We start from the raw sequence: 26292 nt of genomic DNA on the forward strand, positions 1-26292 counted from the left end.
TAATAGGGCCCCACCCTCGAGCGCCGGAGGCGCTCCAAAATTACAGCCCGCCCCTTCGCGGAGGGACACATCCGAACTCACCCTCGCGGAGAGGTTCGTCCATACCCACCTTCCGCGAAGGGGCCGATCCAAACTCACCTTCCGCGACAGGGCTACCTCGAACTCACCTTTTCGGCAAGGGTTAGCCCAACTCACCCTTCACGAAGGGACACCTCCACCTCACCATTCGCGAAGCCCCACCCCGACCTCACCCCCGCCAGAAGGGCCCGAAAAGCAACTGCCCCGCCCCATCAAGGGGGCGGGGCAGTTACGCACTATCCGACGGCTAAGCCTTACCCGACGGTGAAGAACCCGATGGTCGGCGCGAAGGTGCAGCTGCGCACCTCGGTTTCGGTGGCCTGGGTGGTGAGCCCGCCACCGATGACCGCCACGATCCGGCCCGCTCCGGTTTCGGCGATCGCCGAGAGGGTGGCCGGGCCCTCCGGGTTGATCTTGGCCGCGTCGGTCAGCGGCTGCGACCCGGATGCGCCGGTGTCCAGATTGCGCCACTGCACCATCAGCGGCTGTGTCTGCTCGGCGGTCGGACGCTCGGTGCCCAGGGCGGTGAACACGAAACCGGTCTGACCGGCGGCCGGGCCCGGGGGCGGCAGCTGCGCCGGGCCGGGTACGGCGAGCGCGGTGCCGATCGAGTCGCCGGAGGGGGCGATGCAGCCCTTACCGATCGTCGGGTACAGGAACTGGGCGATCGCCGGGCCGGACTCCGGAATCTCGGGGCCGCCACCGCCACTGCCGTCCAGGAAGGTGATGACCCGTTCCAGGGTGGATTTGATCTGCGGCGGCAGATTCACCGTGTCCAGAAGCGCGCGGGCCTGGGCCAGGATGGCCGCCTGCGGGCTACCCGGCGCGGCGATATCCCGCGCGGCGGGGGCCGGCGCGTTGACAATGGCCGGGGCCAGGGCGGCGAGAACGTCGGTGGGGACCCCTTCGGGGACCATCGGGACGCTGCTCACCGATGCCTCCGTGGCCGGATCCGCGACGGCTGTCGCGGGCGCCACGAGGGAGGCGCTCGCCGCGAAGGCGAGCGCGGACAATGCGATCCGCGATCCTCGGGTGCGAAGCACTGGTCTAGCCGTCCTTACCTCGGGTACATCTGGGCGACGCTGAAAAGCCGTCGTTTCGGGGTCACTCTAAGGACACTGCCGCGCGTTGTACAGCACCGGGGTCGGGATTGCGAGCCCTGATTCGCTGTGCTACCGAGCGGTAGGCGTAAGTGTAGTGACGGGTGTGAAAATTGAGGCGGTAACCGCCGGGTGTCGCGATAGGTTGCTCAATGGTTACCGGAGCTACCACCGAACGGTTACCGAACGTCGCGGAGGGCCCGCCCCCGAGCCGTATTCCACGCCGCTGCCGAGGCTCGCGCGGGAGCCCGGGAGCGCCGGGTTAATGTAGTCCGAGCCGGAAACTCCTGCCGACGCGCGCAACCGCACCGGGTCCGGCCGCCGGAGCGGACCTACTCGAAAGCTCCTGGATTGAATCAGCCCAGCGCCCGGACCGATATTCGGGGCTTCGTACCGTTTCGCCTGGCCCTGGCCGCACTCGGGATCAGCGTGCTGGCGCGCCTGTTGTGGATGCTGCTCACCCCGAACGGGATGAACCTGGTCGATCTGCACGTCTACGTCGACGGCTCGGCGGCCCTGCTGACCGACCATCTCTACGATTTCACCTACGCCGAGAAGACTCCGGACTTCCCACTGCCCTTCACCTATCCGCCCTTCGCGGCGGTGGTGTTCTTCCCTCTGCATTTCCTGCCGTTCACGGTCGTGGCGGTGCTGTGGCTGTTCGCGATCGTGGCGGCCCTTTATTGGGTGGTGCGGATCTGCTTCGAACTGCTGATGGGTCCCGAGGCGCTGCACGATCCGGGCCGGCGCACCGCGATGGTGGCGTGGACGGCGGCCGGACTGTGGTTCGAACCGGTGCGCACCACGATCGACTACGGGCAGGTCAACGTCTTCCTGATGCTCGGGGTGATGATCGCGGTGCGCAGCACCCGCTGGTGGCTGTCGGGCGCGCTGGTGGGCGTGGTCGCCGGTATCAAACTCACCCCGGCCATCAGCGGCCTTTATTTCGTGGCCCGGCGGCGCTGGGCGGCCGCGGTCTGGTCGGCGGCGGTTTTCGGGCTCACGGTGGCGGCGAGTTTCCTGATCAATCCGGCTGAGACGCGCCGCTATTTCGGCACCCTGCTCGGCGACGCCGACCGCATCGGGCCGGTGGGCTCGGTATGGAACCAGTCGCTGCGCGGCGCGCTGAGCCGGCTGCTGGGCAGCGATGTCGGCACCGGGCCGTGGTGGATCGCCGGGGTGCTCGTGCTCGCCGTACTGGGCTGGTTCGCCTGGCGCGCGCTGCGCCGCGACGATCTGCTGGGCACGGTGCTGATCGTGCAACTGTTCGGCCTGATGGTGTCGCCGATCTCCTGGTCGCACCATTGGGGCTGGCTGCTGCCGGCCGTGCTGTGGCTGCTCTACGGTCCGTTCCGGGCGGTGCCGGGGGCGCGGATCCTGGCCGGTTACTGGCTGCTGACCACGCTGATCGGCGCCCCCTGGGTGCTGTCCTTCCTGCAGGATTCGATCTGGACCATCTCCCGCTGGGGGGTCTGGTCCTGGCTGGGCGCGGTGGACACGATCGGCGTCCTCGCCCTGTACGGGTGGACGATCTGGGCGGGCCGCCGGACGGCGGCGGAGGTCAGCCCGCCAGCCGATCTATCTCCCGGGCCAGCGACACGTCCTGTGCCGTGAGCCCGCCCGCGGAGTGGGTGGACAGCGCGAAGGTCACCTTTCGCCAGCGGATATCGATATCGGGGTGATGGTTCGCGGCCTCGGCCGCCTCGGCGACCCGCCGCACGAGTTCGATCCCGGCGGGAAACGATTCCGCCTCGACGGTCCGGCTGATGACGTCACCCGCGCGGGTCCACCCGGGCAGCGTTTCCAGCGCTTCGGAGATTTCGGTATCGGACAACAGTGGAGTGGTCATATCGCCGTGGTACCCCGAACCGCGGCGGCTACAACGCACCGCGCGGCTCAGGCGGCGCGGGCCTTCTTCAGTCCCTTTTTCAGTTCCTTACCGGTCGCGCCCGCGGCCTCCAGGCGCTTCATCCGCATAATGACCACAGGGCATTTCACGCAGCGCGTCTTCTTCCGACAGCACTTCTTCTTCGGCTTGAGGCTCGAAACCTCACTCGCCTTGACCTTGCCCATGCGGGTTAGCATACCCTTACCTATGGGCGGCGCCGACGGCCCACCACGTTCCCGGTAGGGTGTAACCGGCCCAGATGCCCGGCGAGTTTCGAATCCGCCCGGGGCAGGGTCCGGCCGCAAGCAACAGTTAACAGCAGGAGGAACCGGCGTGTCGTCTGCACGCGATTTTCGCAACGTCGCCATCGTGGCCCACGTCGACCACGGTAAGACGACGCTCGTCGACGCCATGCTGCGGCAGTCCGGCGCCTTCGCCGAACGGTCCGAACCGGTCGACCGGGTGATGGACTCCGGCGACCTGGAGCGCGAGAAGGGCATCACCATTCTCGCCAAGAACACCGCCGTGCACCGGCACCATCCCGACGGCTCCGTCACCGTCATCAATGTGATCGATACGCCGGGCCACGCCGATTTCGGCGGCGAGGTGGAACGCGGCCTGTCCATGGTCGACGGCGTGGTGCTGCTCGTCGACGCCTCCGAGGGCCCGCTGCCGCAGACCCGGTTCGTGCTGCGCAAGGCGCTGGCCGCCTGCCTGCCGGTGATCCTGGTGGTCAACAAGACCGACCGTCCCGACGCCCGTATCGCCGAGGTCGTCGAGGAAAGCCACGACCTGCTGCTGGACCTGGCCTCCGACCTCGACGACGACGCCGCCGAGGCCGCCGAACTCGCCCTGGACCTGCCCGTCCTCTATGCCTCCGGTCGTGCGGGCAAGGCGTCCAAGGAGCAGCCGCAGAACGGCGAGGTGCCGAACGCGGAGAACCTCGACGCACTGTTCGACGTGCTGTTCGAGAACATCCCCGCCCCCAAGGGCGATGCGACCGCGCCGCTGCAGGCCCATGTCACCAACCTCGACGCCTCCGCCTTCCTGGGGCGGCTGGCGCTGGTGCGCATCCACAACGGCGAACTGCGCAAGGGCCAGAACGTCGCGTGGATGCACGCCGACGGGGTCAAGAACGTCAAGATCACCGAACTGCTGCAGACCATCGGCGTGGAACGGCAGCCGGGTGAGGTCGCGGTGGCCGGCGATATCGTCGCCGTCGCCGGTATCACCGACATCATGATCGGCGATACGCTCGCCGACCCGGACAACCCGGTCGCGCTGCCCCGCATCACCGTGGACGAACCGGCCATCTCGGTGGTCATCGGCACCAACACCTCGCCGCTGGTCGGCCGGGTGCAGGGCCACAAGCTCACCGCCCGCATGGTGAAATCGCGCCTGGACCAGGAGCTGGTCGGCAATGTCTCGCTGCGGGTGCTCGATATCGGCCGCCCGGACGCCTGGGAGGTACAGGGCCGCGGTGAACTGGCGCTGGCCATCCTGGTCGAGCAGATGCGGCGCGAGGGTTTCGAGCTCACCGTCGGCAAACCGCAGGTGGTGACCCGGCAGGTCGACGGCAAGGTGCACGAGCCCTACGAGGAGCTCACCATCGACTGCCCGGACGAGTACCTGGGCGCCATCACCCAGCTGCTGGCCGCCCGCAAGGGCAAGATGGTGCAGATGAACAACCACGCCGCGGGCTGGGTGCGGATGGAGTTCATCGTCCCGTCGCGCGGCCTGATCGGCTTCCGCACCGACTTCCTCACCGAGACCCGCGGCACCGGAATCGCCAACGCCGTCTCCCACGGTTACGCGCCGTGGGCCGGTGAGATCCGGGCCCGGCACACCGGTTCGCTGGTCTCCGACCGGTCCGGCAGCGTCACCCCGTTCGCCATGATCCAGCTCTCCGATCGCGGTCAGTTCTTCGTCGAGCCCGGCGCGGAGACCTACGAGGGCATGGTGGTCGGGATCAACCCGCGCGCCGAGGATCTCGATATCAACGTGACCAAGGAGAAGAAGCTCACCAATATGCGCTCCTCCACCGCCGATGTGATGGAGACGCTGGCCAAACCGCTGCAGCTGGACCTGGAAATGGCCATGGAGTTCTGCGCGGCCGACGAATGCGTCGAGGTGACGCCGGAGGTCGTGCGGGTGCGCAAGGTCACCCTGGGCGCCACCGAGCGGGCCCGGGAACTGTCGCGCCGCAAGGCCCGCGACCGGGCCGCGCTGTAAGCGGTTTCGCCGCCGGACGGGGCGGCGCGGGTTTGGGTAGAGTGCCGAAGGTGATTTCGGGGAGGCGCGCGGTACGGCGCGCGCTGCTTGTGCTCGTGGCGGTGCTCGTTCCGGTGCTGGCCGGATGCACCGCCGATCCGCCGCCGCCCATCGCCAGTACGGACAGTCCGAAGACCGAACCGGCGCAACCGACCAAGAACACGGTCGTGGTGGCGATCGACGACATCGGGATCGGGTTCAATCCGCACCTGCGGTCCAATCAGTCCCCGGCGACGGCGGCGGTGGCGGCGATGGTGCTGCCCAGCCCGTTCCGCCCGACACCCGATCCGGCGGTGCCCGGCGCCACCCTGTGGGTGCCCGACAACGATCTGCTGGAATCGGCGACGGTGACGGCGCAGGCGCCGTTCACGGTCACCTACAAGCTGAAGGACCAGGCCAACTGGTCGGACGGGGCGCCGATCGCGGCCGAGGACTTCTGGTATCTGTGGCAGCAGATGATCACCCAGCCCGGGGTGATCGACCCGGCCGGCTATCGGCAGATCACCGAGGTGCGATCGTCCAACGGCGGCAAAACGGTCACCGTGGTGCTGAACGAGCCCTATCCGGCCTGGCCGCAGCTGTTCGCGAATCTGCTGCCCTCGCATCTGATGAAGGATTCCCCGGGCGGTTTCCAGCGGACCCTGGTGGAGCAGATCCCGGTCTCGGGCGGCAACTTCACCATCGAATCCGCCGATCCCGGCCGGGACGAGATCCTGCTGGAACGTAACGACCGGTTCTGGGGCACCCCGGCCCGGCCCGACCAGATCCTGCTGCGCCGCGGCGGCACCCCCTCCCAGCTCGCCGATTCGCTGCGCACCGGCGATACCCAGATGGCACTGGTGCACGGCGGCGTCGCCACCCGGGCCCAGCTGGCGGCGATCCCCTCGGTGCGCACCGCGATCATGCCGCAGTCCCGGCAGCTGCGTGTGACGTTGAACGGCCGCGACGGCGTGCTGAGCGATCACCGCGTCCGGACCGCCGTGCTCGCGCTGCTCGATCCGGCGCTGCTGGCCACGGTGGGCGCGCAGACCGGGAACTGGGTGGAACCGGTACGCGCCCAGGTGCTCTCCCCCTCCGACCCCGGCTACACCCCCACCGAACCGCCGCGCCTGTCCGCCGAGCAGGCGTTCGATCTACTGGCGACCGCCGGATTCGGCCGGTCCCCCGAACCACCGCCCGTCTCGGCGACCTCGCCCGCCCCGCGACCGCGTTCACTGGCCCGCAACGGGGAGCCGCTGGCGCTGCGGATCGGCGCGGTGACCGGCGACGATACCGCGCTGGCGGTCGCGAACACCGCGGCCGACCAGTTGCGCAGCGCCGGTATCGACGCCTCGGTCCGTAATCTGCCCGCCGACGAGCTGTACGGGAAAGAGCTCGTGGACAGCGGTATCGACGCCGTGGTCGGCTGGGAGGCGACCGGCGGCGATCCGGCGACCGCGCTGGCCTCCCGGTACGGTTGCCCGCCGGCGGCGCCGGCCGCGACCACCGCCGACGGCGAGGAAACCGAGGTCCCCGCAGCCGTGGAAGCGGCCCGGCAGGCTCCGAGCAATCTGTCCGGTATCTGCCAGCCGGATTTCCAGCCGGCGATCGACGGCGCGTTGCACGGCATAGAGGTACCCCGGACCCTGGCCGAGGCCGAACCCCGGCTGTGGGGCGAATCCACGGTGCTGCCGATCGTGCAGGACAACGTGGTCGCCGCGGCGGGCCCGTCGGTGGACGGGGCCTCGCTCAGCGGCGCGATCCAGGCGGGGATCTTCGGCGACGCGGCCATGTGGCGGCGGCTACCGTGACCGCCGCCGTCGAGACCGGCGGGCTGCTGCTGGTGCACGCCCATCCCGACGACGAGACCATCACCACCGGCGGCACCATCGCCCACTACCGGCGGCGCGGAGTACCGGTGACGGTGGTGACCTGCACGCTCGGCGAAGAAGGCGAGGTCGTCGGCGAACAGTGGGCCGGGCTGACGGCCGACCGCGCCGATCAGCTCGGCGGCTACCGGATCGCCGAACTCACCCGCGCGCTGGCCGAACTCGACGCGGGATCGCCGTACTTCCTGGGCGGCGCCGGGCGCTGGCGTGATTCCGGGATGGCCGGCACCCCCGCCGCCCGGCACCCGCGCGCTTTCGTCAATTCCGGTGACGCCGCCGTGGCCGAACTCACCGAGGTGATCCTGGCCCGGCGACCACGGGTGGTGGTGACCTACGACCCGCACGGCGGGTACGGGCATCCGGACCATATTCGTGCCCACGAGGTGACCACGGCGGCCGTGACCGCGGCGGCCGGGCGCGGCTGGGACACGCCCAAGTTCTATTGGACCGTGACCGACGCGGATATCCTGCACGACCACCTGCGGGCGCTGGCCCGGCGCACCGTCGACGCACTGCCCGGGGCCCTGCCGCAGGGCTGGCGGCTCGCGGTGGACGACGAGCTGGCCTGTGTCCCCGGCGCTTCGGTGACCACGACCCTCGATGTCGCGGACGCGCTCACCGCCAAACGGGACGCGTTGCGCGCGCACGCCACCCAGCTCACCGTATCGCCGTCGGGCCGGGAATTCGCGCTGACCAATATGATCGCGCAGCCGATCCTGCCCGAAGAGCATTTCGTGCTGGCCCGCGGCCGGATCGGCACCCGCGGCCCGGACGGCCGCGAGGACGACCTGTTCGCCGGTCTGGAATGACGGGCCACGGCGCCCGGACGAATAGACTCGGCGGAATGCAGCTCTGGGAGTCCCGATGACCAGCGCCACCGACGACAAGGTCGGCGCGGAGCCCGCCACGGGGCCCGAGGCTCTCGTGTACCGCCTGCTGGGCCCGGTGCTGATCGCCGTGCTGGTCCTGGTCGCGGTGCTCACGCTGATCGTCGAGGTGCTGTACCTGCCGTTGTATATAGGCGGCGTCGCGGTACCGGTCACCGCGGTACTGGCCGCGCCGGTGAATCTGGCGCTGGTGTGGGCGGCGGGCACCGTGACCTCCCGGCTGTCGGTGTTGTTCCTGCCGGTCGGGGCCTGGCTGGCGGCCTTCCTGGTGGCCGCGAGCAGCGGACCGGGCGGCGATGTCCCGCTGCGCAGCGATCTGGCGACCCTGCTGCTGTTCCTGTGCGGCGCGGTGGCCCCGCTGGTCTATATGTATGTACTGGCGAACCGGCCGCGGACCTGAGGACGCGAACCGGTCACCAGGCGCCGTAGTGCGCGGTGAGGATGTTGTTCACATCCACCCCCACCCCGTCGACCGTCCGGTCGTCGATCTCGAACTGGTGCAGATTCGCGGCCGGGTGCACGAAACCGGCGGGGGTGCCCCAGTCGTGCTGCCAGAACCAGCCGCCCACGCCCGCCAGACGGGCCAGTTCGATGGTGGGCGCGTTGGCGTAGACACCGGTGTTCTCCCGGCCCAGCACCGACTGCCAGCCGTGCAGATAGGGCAGGATCATGGTCGCGAAGTCGATCGGGGTGGGGTTGTCGTCGATGGAGGCGTAGATGGGCCGGTTCTCCGGGCCGCCGGCCGCCCGGTGCAGTTCCAGACCGCGTGCCGCGTGGCGCTTTCCGGCCTCGAGTCCGCCGCGCCAGTCCGCGGTGGGGCCTTTGCCGAACTGGTAGCAGGACACGATCGACAGCCCGGCCGCCCGAAGCGCGTCGACTTCGCCCGCTCCCAGCGGTTTCCCGGTCATCCACTCCGCGCCCGGCCGGCGGTCGGACACGTACCGGATGACACCGATATGGCCCGCGTCGCGGATCGCCGCCGCCGACGGGATACCGCCCGCGTAGTCGAGCAGCGTCCCCAGTGGCGCGGCCGCGGCACGCGCACTTCCCAGCGCCGCGGCCGCCGCACCGGCCGCCACCGCGGCGGCGGTGTGACCGAACAGGGCCCGGCGGGACAGAGATGAGACCATCGCGGACTCCTTCACATATGTGAACGGAAACAGCGGGCCCGGCGCCTTCCCCATGCGAACCGGCGCGCCGGGAGCCTCGAACGTCAGGTCATTGCATCACAGTGAACGCCCGATCCCGTGCTGCCGCGCGGGAGTCCGCCGCGCCGTCGCGGGAGGTCAGAGCAAACGGTCGATCCGGGCCGCCACGTCCACGGTCCGCCCGGCGGGGTCGGCCAGTTCGGCGCGGACCACACGTACCACCTGGGCGACGATCTGCTTCTTGATTCCGGCGAGGACACCCAGCGTGGCCGCCCGCACCCCCTGGGCCGCGTATTCGAGCCGGACGTCGTCGCGCGAAGGCGGATCGACCTCGACCACGATGAGCAGCGGATCGGCGGCATGGGCGGTGAGGACCAGCGGAATCTCCACCTCGGCCCGGTAGTGGTTGTCCTTGAGGACATTGACGGTGATATCCAGCGAAACCGGCACCACCAGGTCGAATCGTACGAGGGCGATATCGCTGTCGCCCGGCGGATCGCCGGCGGGATCGTCGGCCGGACGGTCGCTGATCCGCGGTTCGGCCACCGCGCCGCGCACGGTCACCTCGGCCGCCGCGCGCGGCCCGGTTCGCATCGGCCCGATCTGGATCTGCCGTCCGGCCAGCTGGGCGGCGAATTCACCGACCCGCTCCCGGGTGACGATGCGCGGGAAGAAACGGCGGCCGAATTCGGCGTAGTCGATCCAGTCGAACCGGGTGTGGGTGCGATACGGGGACCGCTCCCGGGCCATGATGGCCTCGATATCGTAGATGCGGCTGCGCATCACCCCGGGATCGCGCAGCAGGGCGTTCACTCGGTTGGCGACCTCACGCTGCAGCAGCCCCGAGATCGGGTCGAGCATCCATTCGGCCACCGAATCCGCCGCGGCCAGCCGCAGCAGGACCTGCACATCGGCGCGGCGGACCTGCGGAATATCGATGACCACGAGCAGCGGGTCGGCGGTGCGGGCGTGGAAGGTGAGGTCGATGGAGACCACGGTTTCCAGGCCGAGCCGTTTACCGCCGAGCAGGATCTTGGCGGCCAGCGAGACCGGTATCCGGACACCGAAGGTGATCCGCGGACCGCGGTGCACCACCTCCGGCCGCCCGATCCGCCCGCGGGCCAGGAATCCGGCGAGGCCGGCGGGGCCCAGGTTGAAGGGGCCGATCGCGAGTTCGCGGCCGGTGATCCCGGCGACGGCCGCCTCGATCCGCGATTCGGTCACCGCGTGGGTGACGAACCTCCTGCCGAATTCGGCGTAGTCGATCCACTCCGGATCGACCGATTCGATCGATTCCACGAGTCGCTGTGACACCTTCACCTCCACCGCCGGAGATCACGGTACGCGATCGAGGTTTCGGGTCCGCACAGTCGTCTGCGCGGCGCTACAACCGGCCGTAACCGACGATATCGATATCGGGGACGGTAGCCGGTTCCCAGCGTTCGATGCGCACGATATCGCCCTCGTTGCCGCCGATGGTGGTGACCGTGGTGCCCTCGGCGGCCAGCACGATATTCGTATGCTGCCCATACCGGCTGCCCGGCCCGTAGAGGATCACATCGCCGGTGGCCGGCCGGTAGTCCGGATCGAACGCGACGAACCGGCCCTGGCTCTCGTAATACTCCTGCAGCGTGTACACCCCGGGGATCCGCCAGGATCCGGAGTTGGGATTGGCCAGCGGCATACCGGCCGCGCGCAGCACCCAGCTCACGAAGTTCGCGCACCAGGGTTCGTCGTTGCCTTCGGAATAGTCGGTGCCGCTACCCGGGTCGGCGAATTCCGCCTCGGCGGCGGCCACCACGGCGACCTGCGCGGGAGTGAGTACGGACCGGTCGATCGCGGGGAACTCGGTGAGCCGCTCCCCCACCAGCCCGTCGCCGGAACCGGACCATCCGCACGCACCCACCGCGCCCACCGCCACCAGCACCGCTACCGCCGCGACCAGCCATCGCCGCGCGTCCCGCCGCACCTCTGCTACCACCCGTTTTCGCATCTGTCCCTCCTGGACAACCGGCCACCTCGATCCGGTGGCCGGTCTTCGGCGCGGCATGCCCGCCGACCGGACCGTGTGGCCACCGGATGGTTATGGCGCGGTGGCGGGGAAGTGTTATCGATCCGCCCGATCGGTGCGCATCGGGATCACCGCCGTGAGGGCGATGGCCACGACCGCGGCGGTCACCGAGATCAGGAAGGCGGTGTGGAAGGCGTCGCGCGACGGCAGCTGATGGCCGCCCAGAGTGATGGTCATATTGGCCAGGACCGCGCTCATCACCGCCGCCGAGGTGGAGGTGCCCACCGATCGCATCAGCGCGTTCAGGCCGTTGGCGGCAGCGGTCTCGGTGATCGGCACCGCGCCCATGATCAGCGCGGGCATCGCCGCGTAGGCGAGTCCGACACCGCCCGTGACCAGGATCGAGGCGATCATGATCTGCCAGACGTTGTCCATCAGCGCGGAAGCGCACAGGTAGCCGATACCGATCACCGCCGACCCGGCGCCCAGCGTCAGTTTCGGGCTGAAACGGGCCGAGATCCGGGCCGAGACCGGCGAGAGCAGCATCATGACGAAACCGCCCGGTGCCAGCGCGAGACCGGCCGCGACCATGGAGAGCCCCAGACCGTAGCCGCTTTCCTCCGGAGCCATCAGCAGTTGCGGGAAGGTCAGCGACATCCCGTAGAGCGCGAATCCGACCGCGATCGAGGCGATATTGGTGAACAGCACCCGGGGGCGCGCGGAAACGCGGAGATCGACCAGCGGATGCCGCCGGCGCAGCTCGTAGTAGCCCCAGCCGAGGAACACCAGGATCGAGACCGCGAACAGGGTCAGAATCGAGGTGCTCGTCCATCCCCACTGCGCACCCTGGGTGATCGCGATGAGCAGGGCCAGCAGCGCGGTCGCCAGGCCCGCGGCGCCGCCGAAGTCGAAGGGCGCGGGCGTGCGGATAGACGATTCCGGGACGAACCGGAAGATCAGCACGGCACCGGCCGCGCCCATCCCGGCGGCCGCCCAGAACAGGACGTGCCAATCGGCGTTCTCGGCGATCAGCGCGGCCAGCGGCAATCCGATCGCCCCGCCGACACCGAGGGTGGAACTCATGACCGCCATCGCCGAACCCACCCGTTCAGGCGGCAGTTCGTCGCGCAGAATGCTGATCCCCAGCGGGATGGCGCCGATGGCCACCCCCTGCAGCGCCCGCCCCGCGACCGAGGGGATCAGCGAGGACGACATCGCGCACAGGACCGAACCGGCGATCATCGCCAGCAGGTCCAGCAGCAGAATCCGGCGTTTGCCGAACATATCCCCGAGCCGGCCGCTGATCGGCGTGCACACCGCCGAGGCGAGCAGTGTCACCGTGATCACCCAGGAGGCGTTGGTGGCCGAGGTATTCAGGAGGGTGGGCAGGCTCGGGATCAGCGGGACGACCAGGGTCTGCATGAGCGAGACCACGATGCCGATGGTGCTCAGGGTGGCGATCAGCAACGTGGGTGATACCGCCGGACGATCCCTTTCCTCGGATCTGGAGGGGTCGTCGGCTACGGCAGTCACGCTTATGCACGTTACATACCCTGTGTATCCTGCACAATTTGTAATCGGGCGAATCAGGCGACATAGTGTCCGAATGTCCGATTCGGCTGCCTCGCCCGCCGTGACCGCGGCGGACCGCCGCGACCCTGCCGTCCTGGCGCGGCTCGTCCTGGAACTGACCCTGCTGTCCAGGCAATATCCGGCCCCGCGCCGGAATTCGCCGTTCCAGCTGGATAGATCCGCCTATCTGATCCTCACCCGGCTGCAACTCGGGCACCCGCTATCGCTGCGCGAACTCGCCGAGGCGTTCGGTCTGGACGTATCGACCATCAACCGGCAGGTCGCCGCCATGCTGGACCAGGACCTGGTGGAACGAGTGCCCGACCCCGACGGCGGAGTGGCGCGCAAGGTCCGTCCCAGCGAGAAGGGCCTGCGGCTGTTCGAAGCCGATCTCGCCCTGCAACGCCACGGGGTGGACAGGGTTCTCACGGATTGGCCCGATAGCGAGGTCGACCAGTTGGTCCGGCTGCTCGAGCAGTTCAACGAGGGCGTCGAAGGCCTCGCCCGGCACCCCTGGCCGCGGCCGCTGCATCCCGCGAATCCGCCTCGCGGATAACGGCATACTCGCCGGTCACCCGGTGTTCTCCGGGTGCCGGTACCGTTGAGCCATGATCACGCTCAAAAAAGAAGACGGCGCAGCGGATCTCGCGGGGATCACCAAGCTGAGTGTCGGTGTCAGCTGGGATCCCTCCGCGGGCGCCAGTGGTGGTGCGCTCGGCTGGGCTCGCCGCAAGAAGGGGGTGGACCTGGACCTCATCGCCATCCTCATGCAGGGCAGCGAACCGGTCCGCTTCGCCGGGCTCGACTCACTGGACCCGCTGGGCAACAACTCGGTGCTGCACTCCGGTGACGAGCAGACCGGCGCGGCCGCCGGTGACGACGAGACCGTGCACGTCACCTTCGCCGATATCCCCGGCGGTATCGACTCGATCATCTTCGTCGCGGCGGCCTTCAAGAAGGGCAGCTCGTTCGAGAAGGCGAACAATATCTCGTTCAAGGTCTACGACGCCTCCGGCGGCAGCAGCCAGCAGGTCGCCGATATCTGGCCGTCGCTGCTGGGCGCCGACAACGCCAACGCGGTCGCCCGGACGTTCCGCAACGGCGACGTCTGGCAGCTCGAGGTGCTCAACCGCAAGGGCAAGATCAAGCAGGGCGATAAGCAGGCCCTGCTGCGTTTCGCCATGGGCGGCCAGTAACCGCAGAGCGTGGTCCCGCCGGGAACGGGTGACGCGCCACCCCGCCGATCGCTACAGGCCGGGGCAGGCGCGCCCACCCGTTTCCACGATCATTCCAGCGCATTCAGGCCCACCAGCGTGGCAAAGATCAGTGCGCCGTGATCCGGGCTCTCGTCGCCGGACAGAATCGGGTCCAGCAGTGACGAGTGGGCCGGCATCCCGGAACCGAAGTGACCGGATTCCGCGGCGTCGGCCATGAGGGCGTAGAGGACGGCGGCATAGACCTTGGACCTGCGCACCGCGAGATTCGGCGCGCCGTCCAGTTGGGCATCCACGGCGTCGATCACATCCTGGATCACGCCGATCTCGAGTTCGCGCAGCGCGCTGTCCATGTCCACGGCACTCACAACCCGAACTGCGGGCGGTCCGCCGGGACCAGTCGATCGTGGTCCACCAGGACAGACTTGGCCTGAGACTTCAATCGGCACACCGTTATCGGGCAGTCGATGTGCTCCTGCATGATCCGGTGTGCGTGGTGAACGGTCAGGGTCGGCACGGCGCTATGGCTCAGGGGCGGAACGGCAGACATCACGGCACCTCCGAGAGTTCAGGGTCGAGTTCGGTCGGATCGGTTCGCTATGAGACTGCAGCCCAGGCGCTATCCACCGCAGCCGGAAAATGCTGGTCAGCGGGATTCCATCGAATCGCCATGCCGTGTTGTGCAACACATTCTATGATCGGCGCGTTCTGCAACAAGCAATCGTCTTGTCACGCAACGGGGAGGGGAACGCATGAAGGAGGATCGGTCACTCGAGGTCGGCGGGACGCTGCCGCGCCGACAGTTGGGCCGCTATCTCAAGGAGGCGCGGGAGGGGTCGGGGATGACCTTGGAGCAGGCTGCCTCGTTGATGGAGTGGAACAAGTCGACACTGAGCCGACTGGAACGCGGGCTGACCGAGCGAGTCCGGGTACGCGATGTCCTTGCATTGTGCGAGAGCTACGGGCTCGACGACGATCGAGCAGCAGTGGTCAAGGGGCTCGCGGAGCAGGCACCGGCCAAATCCTGGTGGCATGCCTACGGGCACCTGATCCCGTCGTGGTTCAACCTCTATGTCGGATTGGAGGCCGGAGCAAAGGAACTGGCTGTCTACCAACCCTTGCTGATCCCCGGCATTCTGCAAACGGCGGATTACACACGATCCATCGATCGGCGCTATTTCGCGGAAGACAGCGACGAAGAATTGGAGCGCCGGGTGCAGGTCCGAGCGCGGCGCCAGCACATTCTCACCCGGACCCGCCAGCCGACCACCGCATCATTCGTTCTGCACGAGTCCGTGCTGAGAACCGTGGTGGGTGGTCGGCGTGTGATGGCCACCCAGCTACGGCACTTGGCCGATATCGGCACTCTGCCGAATGTCGAGGTACAGATACTGCCCTTTGATGCCGGGGTCCCTTTGGGGGGCGGCGCTTCCGCCCTTCACGGTCCTGGACTTCGGCACGGACGCGCTGGGCAGGGTGACCCAACCTCCGGTGGTATACAGCGAAAACTACACAGGGAGTGTGTACCTTGAAGGGCGGGCGGATGTGCTCCGATTTCGCGAGGCTTTCGCCACCCTGCAAGCGGCAGGACCAGCCGCCCGGCCGAGCCGCGACCTGTTGAGAGAGATCGCTAGGAGTTTCGCCCCGTGAGCGTTGATTTATCCGGAGCCCAATGGTTCAAGTCGCGCTACAGCCAGGGCGGGGCCGATTGCGTGGAAGTCGCTCACCTCGATGGTGGCGTGGTCGCGGTGCGCGACTCCAAGGACCCGACAGGTCCCGCCCTGGTATTCACACCGGCCGAGTGGGACGCATTCCTCGGCACCGGCCGACCTCGAACATAGAAAACTCTGCCCCTCACTGCGTGGCCGGGCTGTGGAGTACCGAGTGCCCACTGGTATTCCTGGCGTAGGCATCATCGAACAGGTCCCAGCCATCGCGGCGGCCGACGCGGGTTCCGCGGTCGCGAGCCTGCCGACGCCCGCGGGCAGATCAGCCCTGCGCTTCGCGGATATCCGTGCCCTGCTCAGCGAACTCCTTGAAGTCCTGCATGTGCTGTAGCGACTGCTTGCGGAAGGCGCTGGGCACCAGGAGCCCCAGCACGCGCATCGGCAAGCCCTTGAACCGGTACTCGTTATCGCTCACCCAGAGCGTCGTCTCCGGCCCGGCTTCGGTGAACCGGTCGCGCACCGCGCTCCACATGCCCTCGGCGACGATCTCACGGTCGAAGTGAACGACGCTTTCCGTCGGGATCTCGTGCAGGTCTGCCGGTTCGCGGCGCGTGATCTTCTCGGTGCACTCGGCCGTCCGCTTCCCTGTCCGCAGCACGACCCGCGAGGTGGTGCCGACCTCCCCGTGCACGCCACTCAGCGGCTCGTGCAGCACCAGTCCCCGCAGCCACTTCGGCGTCTGTGCCGGGTCGGCGAGCAATTGGACCACCCGCTCCCGCGGCAGGGCGATCTCGATCGAGACGGTGTACTTCATGGCGGAGTCCTCCGGGTTCCCGAGTGCCGTTACTTCCAGGCGTTGATCATCTCGTATGCATCGTCGAACAGGCCCCAGCCATCGCGGCGGCCGACTGTGCGCGCCTCGACCATCCAGCCCGCGGCGACGGCCGCGTCGATGAACGCCCGGACCACGCCGGGCATGTTCAGGTTCAGCACCCGGTCACCGATCCGGATATCACCGGCCCCAGAGCCCCAGCCGTCGGGGACACGGCGCTGCCCGTCGGGACGAAAGACCAGCGTCAGGCCTGCCACCGACCCGCGCGGGCGTAGCCGCAGGATTTCCTCGCAGCCGTCCACGTGCCGGTGATAGGTCTTCCAGAGGTACTGCTGCTCACCCACTGTGAGTACTCGGCGCCGATGTTCTTTCGTCACCGCGCGATGCTAGTGCGGGTCCGTGGATCCGGCTATCGGTTTGCCGAGCCGGCTCATCGACGTGACATGGTGTTCCGGCAGGCCCGGTGGTGGCCATGGCTTATTGCCAAGGATTTATGACGGGTACGCCCGTAGCCTCGAATGCGGCGTCCCGGGTGGCGATGCTCATCCCGGCGGCCTCGGCGGCGGCAGCGATGTAGCCGTGGGAGCGCCCGATGGTGATTCCGGCAGCGCGAGCGGTTGCCATGAGTTCTGCGTAGACGTGGGCGTCGGCTATATCGAAAGCCAGCATGGTCTCGGAAATGACCTTGGTGTCGAGAACAATCACCGATCGAATTCCAAGGGTGGTGCGTCGTCAGTCTCGGGCGTTGATCAGCTCGTATTCCTCGTCGGTGAGTTCGAAGTCGCGCCCGATCTCGACCAGCAGAGAGCCGATCTCGAGATCATCGGGCAGCGCGGGCGCAACCGCGTCGGTGAGAATCGCTCGCACTTCGGCCTCGGCGCTTCGGCCGTTGACGGCCGCACGCTGGCGCAGTCGCTCACGTACGTCGTCCGGTAGGTCGCGGACGGTCGGTCTCGCCATAGCGGTCCACCACCTCTCGATATTGACGCCATTGGCGTCAATGACTCCATTGCGGTCAATAGTGGGGCATATACGCGCGCCCGGCCAGCTCCTCGCAGGTGAGGTAGCCGGTCGAGATCGGCGCCGACCAGATGTGCGGAATCCGCCGACCGGCGAAGCCACCGGACCGGTCAGTCGGGCCCGGCCGACCACCCGGACCAGCGGGTGACCTCCAGCGCGAGCACCGGCCCCGGCGGCCGCTGTTCCCGGTACACCGGATACCGCGCGGTCAGCTCTTCGAGACCGGTGCGTGCCTGGTCACCCGTCACGATCCCGGCGACAGCCTCGGCACGCACCCACCACAGGTGCGTCCAGTCCTCGTCGTAGAAATCAGCCAGGACGGCGACCTCCGGGTTCGCGGTGATATTCGCGAGCCGGCGCAGTGCCGTGGTGGATTTCGGCTTCGCGTCCACGGCTGTGTAGATGGTGTTGCCGGCAACAGCGAAAACGATGGGGACGAGATGCGGCCGCCCCTCGGCGGTGACGGTGGCCAGCCTGGCCACTCGGGACTCGGCGAACCGGGTTCGCGCCGCCCGCTCGTTCAACCGCATCTGTTCTCCTCGCCGTCCCTTTCCGGATCGCCGATTCCGCTGCCGCCGTACGGCTCAGCGCCGCCGCCCTCGCAGATAGTCGCTGACCACCGCCGCGCCCAGCCCGTCCAGGTCGGGCGCCACCACCCGGCCGCCGCTGCGCCGGGCCACCAGATCCACGAAAGCCGCCAGTCGTGGTTCCTCGCCGAGCATGAACACCGAGATCGGGGCGCCGAGTTTGGCCAGCGAATCCACCTGCACCATGGTCATGGCCAGGGTGCGGCGATCCGGCGGCCAGTTGAAGTATGCGGTGCCGTCGGCTTCCAGATGCGCGGTGGGCTCACCGTCGGTGACCACCAGTACCACCGGAACCGCGTCGGGGTGGCGGCGCAGATGCCGTCCGGCCAGCAGTAGCGCGTGATGCAGGTTGGTGCCCTGTTCCCAGACCGGTTCCAGCGCGGTCAGTTCGCCGATCTCCACGGTTCCGGCGTGCCGGCCGAAGGTGATGAGGCTCAGCGCGTCGGAGCGGAAACGGGTGCTGATCAGGTGTTGCAGTGCGAGCGCGGTGCGTTTCATCGGCACCCAGCGCCCGTCCTGCACCATCGACCACGAGGTGTCGACGCAGAGCGCCACCGCCGCCCGGGACCGCTGCTCGGTTTCGGCGATCTCCACATCCGCGACATCCAGGGTGACCGTCCGGCTTCCGGTGGACGCCGACCGCAATACGGCGTTGCGCACGGTCCGGGACACGTCCCACGGTTCGGTATCGCCGAACGCCCACGGCCGGCTCGCGCCGGTGGGTTCACCCGCCGCACCGGCCAGTGCCGTCTCCCGCTGACCTTTCCGGGACCGCAACTGCCCGACGATATCCCGCAGCGCCACTTCGCCGAGCCGCCGCAGCGCTTTGGGGGTCAGCCGCAGGGATCCGTCGGGTGCTCGCTCGAACAGGCCCTGGCGGCGCAGTTCACGTTCCAGTTCCGCCAGCCGCGCGGCATCCACCCGGGCATCCGCGCCGAGCTGGCGTTCCAGCATCTCCAGGTCGATATCCTCCAGCCGCGCTCCGGGATAGGACTGCGCGAGCTGGGCGGCGAGTTCGTCGAGTTCACCGAGGTTCTGCATCGCTTCGACCGCCTCGCCCATCCCGAGCGGGTCCTCGCCGCGGAATCGCCGCCCCGATTCCCAGTCCTGGCCCGGCCGCAGTGCGCGCAGGTTCGCGTCGAGGTCGGCGATCTGGCGCGCGAGGGCCGGATCTCCGAACGCCTGCCCCATCAGCTCGTTCAGTTCCGCGCGCTGTTCCTCCGACATCGAGTTCATCATCCGCTGGGCCGCCGCGGCGCGGGCGGCCAGCGTATCGATCAGTTCCTCGGTATCACGCGGGTTCTCGGGGAAGAACTGGCCGTGCTCGGCCATGAACTCGGCGAACCGCTGTTCGGTGTCCTCGCCGCGGGCGTGCGCGGCGAGCAGTTCGTTGAGGTCCGACATCATTCGCCGGACCCGCTCCGCATCTTGCGGGGTGGCGTTCTGCAGCGCCTGTTTCATGCCCTGGAAACGGGATTCGAGTAGTTCCTCGCCCAGCAGGTCGCGGATCTTCTGATAGTTCTCGCGGCCGGTCTCCGAACGCCAGTCGTATTCGCTCAGCTCGCTCACCGCGCCCGCGGTGCCCGCGGGCAGTGCGTCCAATCGCATTTCGGCGAAGCGGGCGTCGTCGGAGGGGTCCGGGAACAGCGCGCGGCGTTCGGCTTCCAGGGCCTGATCCAGCAGTTCACGGACCTGCTGCAGGGTGCCGTCGAGCCGGTGCGACCGGGAGATCTCGGCCCGCCGCTGCCAGAGCCGGCGGGTCAGTTCCTCCAGGCCCGCCAGATCCTTGGTGCCGCGGCGCAGCAATTCCTCCAGCGCGGACCGCGGCGAGGAGCCCTCCATCACCTCGCGCCCGATATCGGCCAGCGCCTCCCGCAGATCGAGCGGGGGCGCCAGCGGATCCGGCCCGTCGTGGTAGGGGCCGTAGGAGTATCGGTCGCCCGCTGTCATCACGCCTCTTCCATCCGGGCGGTCACCCGCCGTATACTGCCGTGCCCTCGTCGTCGGAGTCCTTGGCGACCTGCCGCGCCAGATACAGCGATTCCAGCGCGAATTCGACCGCCGAGGCGATTCGCTGCGCCGGGTCGCCGGGATCCACACCCAGCCGCAGCGCCACCTCGTGCAGCACCGGGAGTTCGGGGAGAGCGGAAAGCACCTGCGCCCCGGGCACCCGTTCGCCGGTGGTCACCAGATGACCCTCGTCCACCGCCTCGGCCAGCGGCCGCAGGTCCAGGCCGCCCAGTCTTTCGCGGGCGGTATCGGCGAAGGCCCGCCGCAGCAGATGGGTCAGATGTTCCTGTTCCCGGCCCTCTTCGCCGGATTCGAACTCCAGCTTCCCGCGCAACACCGCGGGCACCGATTCCAGATCGACGGGGCGGGCGACGGCCGGGTTCTCACCGGTGAGCGCGGCGCGGCGCAGGGCCGCCGCCGCGACGGTCTCGGCCGCGGCGACAGCGAAGCGCGCCGAGACACCGGAGCGCTGATCGATGGCCGGGGATTCCCGCAACCGGCGCACGAACCGCGCGAGCACCTCGACCAGCGGATCGCCCACCTCGGCGACCAGATCGGCCTCCTGCCGCACCAGCGCCATCTCCGCTTCGACGGTGAGCGGGTAGTGGGTCCGGATCTCGGCGCCGAAGCGGTCCTTGAGCGGGGTGATGATCCGGCCGCGGTTGGTGTAGTCCTCGGGGTTGGCGGTCGCGAGCAGCAGCACGTCCAGCGGCAGCCGCAGCGTATAGCCGCGGACCTGGATATCGCGCTCCTCCATCACGTTCAACAGCGCCACCTGGATCCGCTCGGCCAGGTCGGGGAGTTCGTTGACGGCCACGATGCCCCGGTGCGCGCGCGGTACCAGCCCGAAATGGATGGTCTCCGGATCGCCGAGGCTGCGGCCTTCGGCGACCTTCACCGGGTCCACGTCGCCGATCAGATCGCCCACCGAGGTATCGGGGGTGGCGAGTTTCTCCGCGTACCGCTGCGACCGGTGCCGCCAGGTGACCGGCAGATCGTCGCCGAGTTCGGCGGCCAGCCGCAGGCCCTCCGGGCTGATCGGCTCCAGCGGATGCTCACCGAGTTCGAGGCCCGCGATCACCGGGGTCCATTCGTCGAGCAACCCGATGATGGTGCGCAGCAACCGCGTCTTGCCCTGGCCCCGTTCGCCGAGCAGTACCACGTCGTGGCCCGCCAGCAGGGCACGCTCCAGCTGCGGCAGCACGGTCCGCTCGAAGCCCACGATCCCGGGCCAGGGCTGCTCCCCGGAACCCAGCCGGGCCAGCAGATTCTCCCGGATCTCGGCCTTCACACTTCGCGGCGCGTACCCGGCCGCCCGCAACGCGCCCGCGGTCGCGGGCAGGTCTGTTGGCACAACAGTCACCTCATCGACGCTACGACGATTTCGCCCATCGGTCGACAGCTACGCACCCGGACGCCAACCGAGGGCCCGCAAGAGCACGCACCCGGACACCCACCGGGCCCCGCATCACCCGCTCGGACCGCCATGGCCGACCTGCTGTTGTTCAGGGCTCGCCCGCGCTCAGCCGGTCGCGCAATACCGGCACACCCGCGCCGGTCAGATCCGCCAGCGCGACCTCGCGCGCCGAGGAGATCATCAGCAACCCGAGGAGCGGGCCCCGCACCTCGGGTCCGGAACCCGTCGTGAAATCGGCGTCGCCGGCCACCAGGGTGAGCCCCGCGGTGAGCTCCTTCCCGCCGCCGAAGCTCGCCGTGGTGCGCAGTTGCAGACGCAGCGCGTCGAGCACCGCCGGCTCCGGATACGCCCGCGTGAGACCGAGCGGGCGCCGGATGTCCTCCCCGTGCACGATCATCTCCACCAGCCGGCTGTCGAGCGGGGCGGGCGGGGTAACGGTGCGGTCGATCACGGCACGCAGCCGGTCCAGGGTCTGCGCGGGGGTGGCGCCGCGTTCCCGCGCCACACCGTTGGCGGTGAACCGGTCGAAATCGAACCGTGCGCGGGCGAACTCCCAGGTGAAGCCGAGCCTGGTGGTCTTCGACGACGCGACGATATGGGCCACGACGTCGTGCACGGTCCATCCCGCGCACAGCGACGGCGTCTCCCACTGCCCGTCGGTCAGTCCGTCCAGATCGGCGATGAGCGCGATCCGCTCCGCCCGGACGGTGGGCCAGACATCCTGCACAATTCCTCCCTCGGGCACGGGTCGGCGGCCGGGCGTCCCGGCGCGGCCGAATCGGGTGGGCTCCCGGTGGGATGGATCATCGGCCGGACGGGAGCCCGGCCACGGTGTGATCAGAGCGCGGCGGCACCGTGGCAGAGGGCAGAGTACGGCCCGGTACCGACATTTCGCCCGAACCGACGCACCCACCCGGCCGCGCGCACTCTTCGACCGCGCGGCGCATCACCGTCGGCCGAGCCGCGCATCCATACCGCCGGCCGAGCCGCGCATCCATACCGCCGGCCGAGCCGCGCATCCATACCGTCGGCCGAGCCGCGCAGCTGTTCAATCGCGCCGCGCACCCGCGGCCAGTGCCTCGTCCCACAGCCGCCGCAGGATCTCCGCCGCCGGTTCCACCGTGGCCCGGCGGTAGCCGCTGCCGGCCCACAGCGCCATATCGTCGGGCACTCCCGCCTCGGCCGCGGCGGCGCGCACCGGGCTGGTGAGGTGGTGCAGCTGCGGATAGGCAGCGGGTGCCTCCGCGTCGTGCGCCGCGATGAACCGGTTGGCCAGCCCACGCGCCGGACGGCCGGAGAAAGCCCTGGTCACCACCGTCTCCGTGAAGCGGGGGTCGACGAGCGCGTCCTTGTGCGCGGCCTTGGCCCCCGACTCCGGGCTCCGCAGCAGCAGCGTCCCCAGCTGGACGGCCGCGGCGCCGTGGGCCAGCGCGGCGGCGATCGCGGCTCCGTCGCCGATTCCGCCCGCCGCGATCACGGGCAGCGGCGACCGGCCCGTGATCTCGTCGAGCAGGGTGTGCAGCGGCGTCGTACCCGGCTCGTCGCCGATCCCGAAGGTCGCCCGATGGCCGCCTCCGTCGGGTCCCTGCACACACAGCGCGTCGACCCCCGCCGCCTCGGCCAGGCGGGCCTCGGCGAGGCCGGTCACCGTGGCGATCACCGCGGTACCGGCCGCGCGCAGCCGGGCCACGGTCTGTTCGGACGGCAGCCCGAAGGTCAGCGAGACCACCGGCACCCGCTGGTCGACCAGTAGATCCACCTTCTCGCCGAACCGGTCGTCGTCGCGTTCCCGGACCGGAGGCGGTTCGATCCCGTACCGGCCCGCGGTCTCCCGCAGTTCCTCCCGGTAGCGCCCCACCGCCTCGGTATCGAACGAGTTCTCCTGCGGTACGAACAGATTCACCCCGAACGGCGCCGGGGTCCGTGCCCGCACCGCCCGGATCTGCTCGGCCACGCCCTCGGGTGTCTTGTAGCCGGCGGCCAGGAATCCGAGCCCGCCGGCCTCCGCGGCGCTCACCACCAATTCGGGGGTCGAGGGACCGCCGGCCATGGGTGCGGCGATCAACGGGACGGCGAGGTCTGCGAGAGCGAACACGAATCCACCTCCGGGTCGGTACCGGACTCCGACGATATCGCCCGGCACCCGCCGATCCGCGGGACGGCCCGCCCGGCGTCGCCGCCGCGCCCCTCCGACACGGCCGTCCGGCCATCGGGCGCCGGGAGCCGGAACGGGAGATAATCCCGGCGTCCCCTGGTATCCGCCGACCTCCCGCAGGAGTGGGCATGACCGATACGTTCGTCATCGACCGCACGACCACCATCGCCGCACCGGAAACCGCGCTCCGGCCGCTCATCGACGATTTCCGCCGCTGGCGCGACTGGTCCCCGTGGGAGGACGCCGACCCGGAACTGCGCCGCGTGTATTCGGGTCCGGAAAGCGGCGCGGGTGCCCACTACGACTGGGAGGGCAACCGCAAGGCCGGGGCCGGGTCGATGACCGTGATCACCTCCGAACCCGGCCGGGTCACCATCGACCTGGAGTTCCGCAAACCGTTCAAGAACCGCAACGATGTGGCCTTCCTGCTCGAACCGGCCGGTGACGCGACCACGGTCACCTGGCGGATGAGCGGGACCAAGAACCTCTTCCTGAAACTGTTCGGCTTCCTGTTCCCGATGGAGAAGTTCGTCGGCCCGGATTTCGAGAAGGGCCTGGCGCGGTTGAAGGTTCTCGCGGAAGGCGGCTGAGCACCGGTACCCGCGAGCGGTTCGTTCAAGACCCACCGAGGCGTCACGAACGACACTGCGACCATGAGCGAGCAGACATTCACCCCCGCCATGGGCCGGCTCGGCGCCACCCGCCTCTACGACCCCGTGATCGCACTGACCCGTGAACGGCTGTGGCGCGGGCTCACCACCGCCTACGTCGCGCCCCGGCCCGACGAGGTGATCGTCGATGTGGGTTGCGGGACCGGATCGCTGGCGCTGCAGTTGAACCGGGTGGAACCACGAGCGCGCATCATCGGCGTGGACCCCGATCCCGAGGTGCTGGCCGTCGCCCGGCGTAAGGCCGGGGACGCCGGAGCCGCGGTGCGCTGGCAGTCCGGGATGGGCGACGAGCTGGTGGCGGTACTGGGCGCGGAATCCGCCGACACCGTCGTCTCCAGCCTGGTTCTGCACCAGTGCCCGCTCACGATCAAACGTTGCGTACTCGCTTCGATGGCCGGGGTCCTGCGGCCGGGCGGGAAGTTGGTGATCGCCGATTTCGGGCTGCAGCGAACGGCCCTCATGCGCCTGGGTTTCCGGATCGTGCAGCTCGCCGACGGTGTCGAGGACACCCGGCCCAACGCCGAGGGCGTGCTGCCCCGGCTCATCTCCGAGGCCGGTTTCACCGAGGTACGCGAAGCGGAGGTGGTGTCCACGATCGGCGGGTCCATCTCGATCTATGTGGCGCGGCGCGACTGAGACCGCAGGATGGGGAGCACCGCCGCGGGGGTGAGCCCCATCATCTCGCGCATCCACCGGGTGAGATGCGCCTGGTCGGCGAAACCCGCGGCGACGGCCGCCTCGGCCGGGGACAGACCCGACTGCATCTCCTGGGCGGCGTGGCGCAACCGCGACCACGCGCGCTGCCGGGTCAGCGGCATCCCCAGTTCCCGCCGGGCCAGCGCGCGCAGCCGCTGCGGGCTGAGCCCGACCTGCGCGGCCACCTCCGGAATCGGCACGGTCCCGGTCCGCACGGCGGCCAGTGCGCGCACCAGCCGGGGGTCGAGTTCGGTGGAGGGGTGGGTGCCGGCCCGGGCGATCTCGTCCTCGCCCAGCTCCCGCAATTCCGGCGCGGCGGTGATTCCCGGACCGCAGCGGGCCCGCAGCCTGTCGGCGAACACACAGTGCGGTTCGACGAAGAAGATGAGCAGATCCTCGTGGCCCAGCAGGCGGTGCCACACCATCGGCGGCACCACCAGCACCACGTCCCGGTGTTCGGCGCCCGCCTCGTCGACGATGCCCACCACATCGCGGCCTGCGATGGCGATCTGGAAAGCCGCGTGGCGGTGCGGAACGCTGTCGGTGGTCAGGCCCCGGTACATCGCGTACCCCGCCCCCACCGCGAAGCGGGGCGGTGCCCCCGTCCGGGATCTCATCTGCTCGATGCTGCCACTCCGGCGGGAAACGCGCTCCACCCCGCGCCCGCCACGACGAGGGGCGGCCACCGGAGATTTGCCCCGGTGGCCGCCCCTACTACCGGACCGCTCAGTCGGCGGCCGCCGGGTTCGGAATGGCGAAGCCGGTGATCTTGGCCGGGGTCACCCGGACGATGAACCGGCGCAGCTCATCCGCTTCGCCGGGCGGCTCCTGGCCGAGGTATTTCTGCGACAGTCGGCGAGGCAGGGCCTTGTCCGGGTCCTCGATCAGTTCGGCGGTGCCCTGGATATCGATGGACCGGTAGGGGTTCGCGGCATCGCTGACCGTGATGGAGATCCGGTTGTCGCGGCCGAGGTTGCGGACCTTGCGGCGGCCGGTTATCGACGAGAACTGCACGGTATCGCCGTCCCGCTCGATCCAGACCACCGAGGTGTGCGGGGCGCCGTCGGGTTGCAGGGTCGCCACCGTGGCGAAGTTCCTGCCGTCCAGCAGTTCCCGCGCCGCTCGATCGAATTCGACAGTCATGATTCGTCCGTTCTCTTCGTTGCTTTTCGAATGAAATCTGTTGTGCGCCGGCGATAT

31 protein-coding genes are annotated in these 26292 nt (G+C 69.2%); 12 read left to right on the top strand and 19 right to left on the bottom strand.

Going from position 1 to position 26292, the window contains the following annotated elements; translation table 11 throughout:
- Positions 1-332: 332 nt before the first annotated feature.
- Complete coding sequence (locus ACWDU1_RS03840) at positions 333-1121, bottom strand: Rv1157c family protein (protein ID WP_449995724.1); 789 nt, start codon at positions 1119-1121, stop codon at positions 333-335.
- 507 nt (positions 1122-1628) lie between these two features.
- Between ACWDU1_RS03840 and ACWDU1_RS03845 the strand changes: the two genes are divergently transcribed.
- Positions 1629-2792 (top strand): mannosyltransferase, encoded by a 1164-nt coding sequence (locus tag ACWDU1_RS03845; RefSeq protein ID WP_449995794.1) that lies wholly within the window; start codon positions 1629-1631, stop codon positions 2790-2792.
- Here ACWDU1_RS03845 and ACWDU1_RS03850 read toward each other — a convergent pair.
- Positions 2740-3027: a 4a-hydroxytetrahydrobiopterin dehydratase gene (locus ACWDU1_RS03850; protein ID WP_449995726.1), complete on the bottom strand. Its 288-nt coding sequence runs from the start codon at positions 3025-3027 to the stop codon at positions 2740-2742. The genes ACWDU1_RS03845 and ACWDU1_RS03850 overlap by 53 nt on opposite strands.
- Positions 3028-3074: 47 nt before the next feature.
- Entirely contained in the window at positions 3075-3251 is a 177-nt protein-coding gene (locus ACWDU1_RS03855) for a hypothetical protein (RefSeq protein ID WP_449995728.1), read from the bottom strand.
- Positions 3252-3399: 148 nt separating this feature from the next.
- Between ACWDU1_RS03855 and typA the strand changes: the two genes are divergently transcribed.
- The 4 genes from typA to ACWDU1_RS03875 are packed head-to-tail and all read left to right on the top strand — an operon-like array spanning position 3400 to position 8492.
- Complete coding sequence (gene typA / locus ACWDU1_RS03860) at positions 3400-5298, top strand: translational GTPase TypA (protein ID WP_449995729.1); 1899 nt, start codon at positions 3400-3402, stop codon at positions 5296-5298.
- A 53-nt stretch (positions 5299-5351) separates the two neighbouring features.
- The gene (locus tag ACWDU1_RS03865; protein WP_449995795.1) at positions 5352-7127 is read left to right on the top strand and encodes an ABC transporter family substrate-binding protein; all 1776 of its coding nucleotides are present in this window, start codon (positions 5352-5354) and stop codon (positions 7125-7127) included.
- The gene (gene mshB, locus ACWDU1_RS03870) at positions 7124-8014 is read left to right on the top strand and encodes an N-acetyl-1-D-myo-inositol-2-amino-2-deoxy-alpha-D-glucopyranoside deacetylase (protein WP_449995731.1); all 891 of its coding nucleotides are present in this window, start codon (positions 7124-7126) and stop codon (positions 8012-8014) included. Before ACWDU1_RS03865 ends, mshB begins: the two co-directional genes overlap by 4 nt.
- A 55-nt stretch (positions 8015-8069) precedes the next feature.
- Positions 8070-8492 (top strand): hypothetical protein, encoded by a 423-nt coding sequence (locus tag ACWDU1_RS03875; RefSeq protein WP_449995733.1) that lies wholly within the window; start codon positions 8070-8072, stop codon positions 8490-8492.
- Positions 8493-8505: 13 nt separating this feature from the next.
- Here the strand turns inward: ACWDU1_RS03875 and ACWDU1_RS03880 are convergent, their stop codons facing one another.
- The 4 genes from ACWDU1_RS03880 to ACWDU1_RS03895 form a co-directional block, all read right to left on the bottom strand.
- The gene (locus ACWDU1_RS03880) at positions 8506-9222 is read right to left on the bottom strand and encodes a DUF1906 domain-containing protein (protein WP_449995735.1); all 717 of its coding nucleotides are present in this window, start codon (positions 9220-9222) and stop codon (positions 8506-8508) included.
- 156 nt (positions 9223-9378) lie between these two features.
- On the bottom strand, positions 9379-10554 hold the full coding sequence (locus ACWDU1_RS03885; protein ID WP_449995737.1) for a hypothetical protein: 1176 nt from the start codon (positions 10552-10554) through the stop codon (positions 9379-9381).
- A gap of 70 nt (positions 10555-10624) precedes the next feature.
- Positions 10625-11233 carry a CHAP domain-containing protein gene (locus tag ACWDU1_RS03890; protein WP_449995739.1) on the bottom strand — a complete coding sequence of 203 codons (609 nt, stop codon included), beginning with the start codon at positions 11231-11233 and terminating at the stop codon, positions 10625-10627.
- 114 nt (positions 11234-11347) lie between these two features.
- Complete coding sequence (locus ACWDU1_RS03895) at positions 11348-12790, bottom strand: MFS transporter (RefSeq protein WP_449995796.1); 1443 nt, start codon at positions 12788-12790, stop codon at positions 11348-11350.
- 67 nt (positions 12791-12857) lie between these two features.
- On the opposite strand from ACWDU1_RS03895, the gene ACWDU1_RS03900 reads away from it, so the two are divergent.
- Both ACWDU1_RS03900 and ACWDU1_RS03905 read left to right on the top strand, forming a co-directional pair.
- Positions 12858-13379 carry a MarR family winged helix-turn-helix transcriptional regulator gene (locus tag ACWDU1_RS03900; protein WP_449995741.1) on the top strand — a complete coding sequence of 174 codons (522 nt, stop codon included), beginning with the start codon at positions 12858-12860 and terminating at the stop codon, positions 13377-13379.
- A gap of 52 nt (positions 13380-13431) precedes the next feature.
- Positions 13432-14019, top strand: coding sequence for a TerD family protein (locus ACWDU1_RS03905; protein WP_449995743.1), 588 nt, complete (start codon positions 13432-13434; stop codon positions 14017-14019).
- Between the two features lie 89 nt (positions 14020-14108).
- On the opposite strand, the gene ACWDU1_RS03910 is transcribed toward ACWDU1_RS03905, so the two are convergent.
- Entirely contained in the window at positions 14109-14405 is a 297-nt protein-coding gene (locus tag ACWDU1_RS03910) for a hypothetical protein (RefSeq protein WP_449995744.1), read from the bottom strand.
- Positions 14406-14789: 384 nt separating this feature from the next.
- Between ACWDU1_RS03910 and ACWDU1_RS03915 the strand changes: the two genes are divergently transcribed.
- Genes ACWDU1_RS03915 through ACWDU1_RS03925 form a run of 3 tightly spaced genes read left to right on the top strand, consistent with a single transcriptional unit; the run spans position 14790 to position 15878 of the window.
- On the top strand, positions 14790-15569 hold the full coding sequence (locus tag ACWDU1_RS03915; RefSeq protein ID WP_449995746.1) for a helix-turn-helix domain-containing protein: 780 nt from the start codon (positions 14790-14792) through the stop codon (positions 15567-15569).
- Complete coding sequence (locus ACWDU1_RS03920) at positions 15529-15687, top strand: hypothetical protein (RefSeq protein WP_449995748.1); 159 nt, start codon at positions 15529-15531, stop codon at positions 15685-15687. The genes ACWDU1_RS03915 and ACWDU1_RS03920 overlap by 41 nt, the downstream gene beginning before the upstream one ends.
- A complete protein-coding gene (locus tag ACWDU1_RS03925) occupies positions 15684-15878 on the top strand; it encodes a DUF397 domain-containing protein (RefSeq protein ID WP_449995750.1) in 195 nt (64 codons plus the stop codon). The genes ACWDU1_RS03920 and ACWDU1_RS03925 overlap by 4 nt, the downstream gene beginning before the upstream one ends.
- Before the next feature lie 148 nt (positions 15879-16026).
- On the opposite strand, the gene ACWDU1_RS03930 is transcribed toward ACWDU1_RS03925, so the two are convergent.
- From ACWDU1_RS03930 to ACWDU1_RS03970, 9 genes are all read right to left on the bottom strand, one after another.
- On the bottom strand, positions 16027-16518 hold the full coding sequence (locus tag ACWDU1_RS03930) for an SRPBCC family protein (RefSeq protein WP_449995752.1): 492 nt from the start codon (positions 16516-16518) through the stop codon (positions 16027-16029).
- Positions 16519-16547: 29 nt separating this feature from the next.
- Complete coding sequence (locus ACWDU1_RS03935; protein ID WP_449995753.1) at positions 16548-16913, bottom strand: hypothetical protein; 366 nt, start codon at positions 16911-16913, stop codon at positions 16548-16550.
- Between the two features lie 100 nt (positions 16914-17013).
- Positions 17014-17241: a hypothetical protein gene (locus ACWDU1_RS03940; RefSeq protein WP_449995755.1), complete on the bottom strand. Its 228-nt coding sequence runs from the start codon at positions 17239-17241 to the stop codon at positions 17014-17016.
- 27 nt (positions 17242-17268) lie between these two features.
- Complete coding sequence (locus ACWDU1_RS03945) at positions 17269-17496, bottom strand: FitA-like ribbon-helix-helix domain-containing protein (RefSeq protein WP_449995757.1); 228 nt, start codon at positions 17494-17496, stop codon at positions 17269-17271.
- A gap of 170 nt (positions 17497-17666) precedes the next feature.
- The gene (locus tag ACWDU1_RS03950; protein WP_449995759.1) at positions 17667-18086 is read right to left on the bottom strand and encodes a TIGR03668 family PPOX class F420-dependent oxidoreductase; all 420 of its coding nucleotides are present in this window, start codon (positions 18084-18086) and stop codon (positions 17667-17669) included.
- 54 nt (positions 18087-18140) lie between these two features.
- On the bottom strand, positions 18141-20093 hold the full coding sequence (locus ACWDU1_RS03955; protein WP_449995761.1) for a vWA domain-containing protein: 1953 nt from the start codon (positions 20091-20093) through the stop codon (positions 18141-18143).
- A 22-nt stretch (positions 20094-20115) separates the two neighbouring features.
- Entirely contained in the window at positions 20116-21516 is a 1401-nt protein-coding gene (locus ACWDU1_RS03960; RefSeq protein WP_449995763.1) for a sigma 54-interacting transcriptional regulator, read from the bottom strand.
- Positions 21517-21658: 142 nt separating this feature from the next.
- Positions 21659-22297 (bottom strand): maleylpyruvate isomerase family mycothiol-dependent enzyme, encoded by a 639-nt coding sequence (locus tag ACWDU1_RS03965; protein WP_449995765.1) that lies wholly within the window; start codon positions 22295-22297, stop codon positions 21659-21661.
- A gap of 321 nt (positions 22298-22618) precedes the next feature.
- Positions 22619-23665 carry a nitronate monooxygenase gene (locus ACWDU1_RS03970; protein ID WP_449995767.1) on the bottom strand — a complete coding sequence of 349 codons (1047 nt, stop codon included), beginning with the start codon at positions 23663-23665 and terminating at the stop codon, positions 22619-22621.
- 188 nt (positions 23666-23853) lie between these two features.
- Between ACWDU1_RS03970 and ACWDU1_RS03975 the strand changes: the two genes are divergently transcribed.
- On the top strand, positions 23854-24315 hold the full coding sequence (locus tag ACWDU1_RS03975; RefSeq protein ID WP_449995768.1) for an SRPBCC family protein: 462 nt from the start codon (positions 23854-23856) through the stop codon (positions 24313-24315).
- 63 nt (positions 24316-24378) lie between these two features.
- On the top strand, positions 24379-25032 hold the full coding sequence (locus ACWDU1_RS03980) for a class I SAM-dependent methyltransferase (protein ID WP_449995770.1): 654 nt from the start codon (positions 24379-24381) through the stop codon (positions 25030-25032).
- Here the strand turns inward: ACWDU1_RS03980 and ACWDU1_RS03985 are convergent.
- Positions 25011-25709, bottom strand: a complete 699-nt coding sequence (locus tag ACWDU1_RS03985) for a helix-turn-helix domain-containing protein (RefSeq protein WP_449995772.1) — start codon at positions 25707-25709, stop codon at positions 25011-25013. The two genes, ACWDU1_RS03980 and ACWDU1_RS03985, sit on opposite strands and share 22 nt — an antisense overlap.
- 109 nt (positions 25710-25818) lie before the next feature.
- Positions 25819-26235, bottom strand: coding sequence for a PPOX class F420-dependent oxidoreductase (locus ACWDU1_RS03990; protein WP_449995774.1), 417 nt, complete (start codon positions 26233-26235; stop codon positions 25819-25821).
- Between the last annotated feature and the right edge of the window lie 57 nt (positions 26236-26292).

This window comes from Nocardia sp. NPDC003345 (assembly GCF_053589395.1).